General features: G+C 60.2%; 5 protein-coding genes and 1 pseudogene. 2 read left to right on the top strand and 4 right to left on the bottom strand.

The annotated features are described in order from the left end of the window. Positions 1-117 precede the first annotated feature (117 nt). From AC1RQ5_RS31040 to AC1RQ5_RS31030, 3 genes are read right to left on the bottom strand one after another with little or no spacing between them, the layout of a single operon-like run. On the bottom strand, positions 118-357 hold the full coding sequence (locus AC1RQ5_RS31040) for a hypothetical protein (RefSeq protein ID WP_493204663.1): 240 nt from the start codon (positions 355-357) through the stop codon (positions 118-120). A 31-nt stretch (positions 358-388) separates the two neighbouring features. Then, entirely contained in the window at positions 389-553 is a 165-nt protein-coding gene (locus tag AC1RQ5_RS31035) for a hypothetical protein (RefSeq protein WP_493204662.1), read from the bottom strand. A 23-nt stretch (positions 554-576) separates the two neighbouring features. Next, positions 577-729: a hypothetical protein gene (locus tag AC1RQ5_RS31030; protein WP_493204661.1), complete on the bottom strand. Its 153-nt coding sequence runs from the start codon at positions 727-729 to the stop codon at positions 577-579. Positions 730-874: 145 nt separating this feature from the next. On the opposite strand from AC1RQ5_RS31030, the gene ku reads away from it, so the two are divergent. Both ku and AC1RQ5_RS31020 read left to right on the top strand, forming a co-directional pair. After that, complete coding sequence (gene ku, locus AC1RQ5_RS31025) at positions 875-1,801, top strand: non-homologous end joining protein Ku (RefSeq protein ID WP_493204660.1); 927 nt, start codon at positions 875-877, stop codon at positions 1,799-1,801. Positions 1,802-1,809: 8 nt separating this feature from the next. Then, a complete protein-coding gene (locus AC1RQ5_RS31020; RefSeq protein WP_493204659.1) occupies positions 1,810-2,256 on the top strand; it encodes a DUF1810 domain-containing protein in 447 nt (148 codons plus the stop codon). A gap of 1 nt (position 2,257) precedes the next feature. Here the strand turns inward: AC1RQ5_RS31020 and AC1RQ5_RS31015 are convergent. Next, positions 2,258-2,892, bottom strand: a pseudogene (locus AC1RQ5_RS31015) (exodeoxyribonuclease III); the annotation flags it as partial.

The raw sequence follows: 2,892 nt of genomic DNA, 5'->3' as shown, positions 1-2,892 counted from the left end.
ATGTGATAGGCGCGCTCGCGGATAGCTTGTTCCATGTCCTGCATCGACGACTCCTTGTGCGATGCGGGAGACCATGGCCAAACGCGGTTAACAAACGGGAAACTCGGATATCGGCGGTCAACGGCGACGCGCGAACAGCATTCCGCCTATGAACGCGACCGCAAGCATTCCGAGCGGCGCTGCCTTGGTGACATCCTTCAGCATTTCCAAGTAGGTTTCCGGCCGCTTGGCTGCTTCCAGCTTCTGTTTGAAGTGCTGTCCGACCTCGTCAACATGGCCGGCGGCAGCGTTCACGGTATCCTTCGCGGCATTGAACGCCTTGTCGCCAATCGACTCGCTGTTGGTGTCTTCGCTCATGAGCAACTCCGTTGCGTTGGTTGAGCCGCGTCTATTCACGCGAAGGTTTCGGTTGGGTCTCGCTGACGGGATCGGACGCCGGGAAAGTATCTTCCAATTCCTTGTCGAGCCTCGACTGCTTGCGGTCTTCCTTGATCGCCGTCTTCGGATCCTCAGCGTGTTTGTCGACGGGATTGGGATCGAACTTCTTGGACATCGCATACCTCGATTTGTGTAGGGTCAATCCAGCGGCCGATCGTCGTCGGTAGGAGGCGAAGGCTCCGGCGTCGCGATGTCACCGTGATCTTCCAAAGACTCGTCGGGCTTCTCGTTCTTGTCCGGCTCCAAACGAGGGTCATCGATTATGAAGGCTGGCGTCTTCCGCAGGATCACCGTCTTTCTCCCGTTAACAGCGCATTGGGCACCTCGGTACCGTGCCGAGCAGGAAACGCGAGTCATCTCAAAGCGTTCCGGAACGAATCCTTGTAGGCATGCTTGGTGTCCCGGTTCCGTTCAGTCAGTTGTGTTGGAGTATATGATGGCCCCGCGCGCCAATTGGAAAGGCTTTCTACGCCTCTCGCTCGTCACCTGCCCGGTGGCTCTGTACCCGGCCACTTCCGACGCGGAGAAGGTCAGCCTGAACCAACTCAACCGAAACACCGGTCACCGCATCAAGTATCTCAAGGTCGATGCCGACACGGGCAAAGAAGTCGCCAACGAGGACATCGTCAAAGGCTACAAGGTCGATACCGACACCTATGTCGAGGTCGAGAAGGAAGAACTGGAAAACATTGCACTCGACTCCACCCGGACGATCGAAATCGACGAATTCGTACCGAAGGACGACATCGATCAGCGCTATGCCATCAGGCCATACTACCTCGTTCCTGACGGCAAGGTCGGCCACGACGCCTACGCCGTCATCCGCGAGACCATCCGCAGCATGGACATGGTCGCGATCGGGCGCTTGGTGCTGACAAGCCGCGAACACATCATCGCGCTTGAGCCGCTCAAGAACGGCCTTATGGGAACGCTTCTGCGATACCCCTACGAGGTCCGCAGCGAGGACGAATATTTCGACGACATCCAGGACGTGAAGGTGACGAAGGACATGCTCGACCTCGCACAACACATCGTCCAGCAAAAGACCGCAGATTTCGACCCGAGCAAGTTCGATGACCGCTACGAATCCGCCCTGATCGAACTGATCAATCAGAAACGCGCCGGCACGACGGTGAAGGCACACGGCAAAGCGCGTCCCGGCACCAACGTGGTCGACCTGATGACGGCACTGAAGCAAAGTCTCAAGGGCAATTCGTCCGAAGCCACGCCGGCAAAACCGAAGCGTGCCGCCAAGCGCGCCGCGGGCCAGAAAGAAATGCTGCTGCCGATCAGCGGAAAGAAACCCGCCGCAGCGACCAAAAAAACGACTGCGCGGGCGGCGAGCAAACGCAAGGCGGGCTAGATCGCATGATGGAGCAAACGCGCAATCGCTTCGACCTGCAACGCTTCGTCATCGCTCAAGAGCCCGCCTACGCCACCGCAGTCGCCGAGCTGAAGGCCGGCGACAAGCGGAGCCACTGGATGTGGTTCATATTCCCGCAGGCTGCCGGCCTCGGGCACAGCGCGATGGCGCAGCGATATGCGATCGGCTCGATGGACGAGGCGCGGGCCTATCTCGCCCATCCCCTCCTGGGCATCCGGCTCAGGGAGTGCACCGAGGCGCTGCTGAGCGTGACCGGCAAATCAGCGCACGATATCTTCGGTTCGCCCGACGATCTAAAATTCAGGTCGGCGATGACGTTGTTCAGCGAAGCCGATCGCGGCGGCGCACCATATAAAGAAGCTCTGAAGCGGTATTACGGCGGCGAGCAGGACAAGGCTTCGCTGAAGATCATGGACGCCTGGAAGCAAGCGTAGATCATTCCAGGACAATCCATGCCGGGGCGTGATCGCTGGTCTCCGGCTTGGCCCGAATTTTCCGATCGACGCCCGCTTTCCTCAGCGATCGGCGAGTTGCGGATCGAGAAAGAGGTGGTCGATTCGCAGGCCGGCATCGCGTTCGAACCGGCCCCGCCAACAGGTCCAGAACGTGTATGGCACCGCTTCGGGATGCATCGCGCGCAGCGCGTCCGTCCAACCTTTGGCGAGCAAGGCCACCAGCAACTTCCGCGCCTCGGGCTGAACCAGCGCGTCCTTGTCCCACGACTTCGTCGGATAGATGTCGGCCGCCGTCGGCACGACGTTGAAGTCGCCGGCCAGCACGATCGGGGCGCCGGTCTTGCGAAGCGTGGCCGCATGTCGATTGAGACGCTTCAGCCAGGCGAGCTTGTAGTCGAATTTCGGGTCAGGCATCGGGTTGCCGTTCGGAGCATAGAGGCACGCGACCACGATCCCGTCGATGACGGCCTCGATATACCGGGTCTGATCGTCTTTGGGATCGCCCGGGAGCCGCCGCCGCGTGATGAAGATCTCCGCGTTGCGCGCGAGGATAGCGACGCCGTTCCACTTCCGCTGCCCGACCCAGGCCAACGTGTAGCCGGCCTTCAACAGTGC

The sequence above is a fragment of the Tardiphaga sp. GW821-FHT12E02 genome, assembly GCF_058807155.1.
Note: the sequence above shows the minus strand (reverse complement) of the source record. Positions and strands in the feature narration are given on the sequence as shown.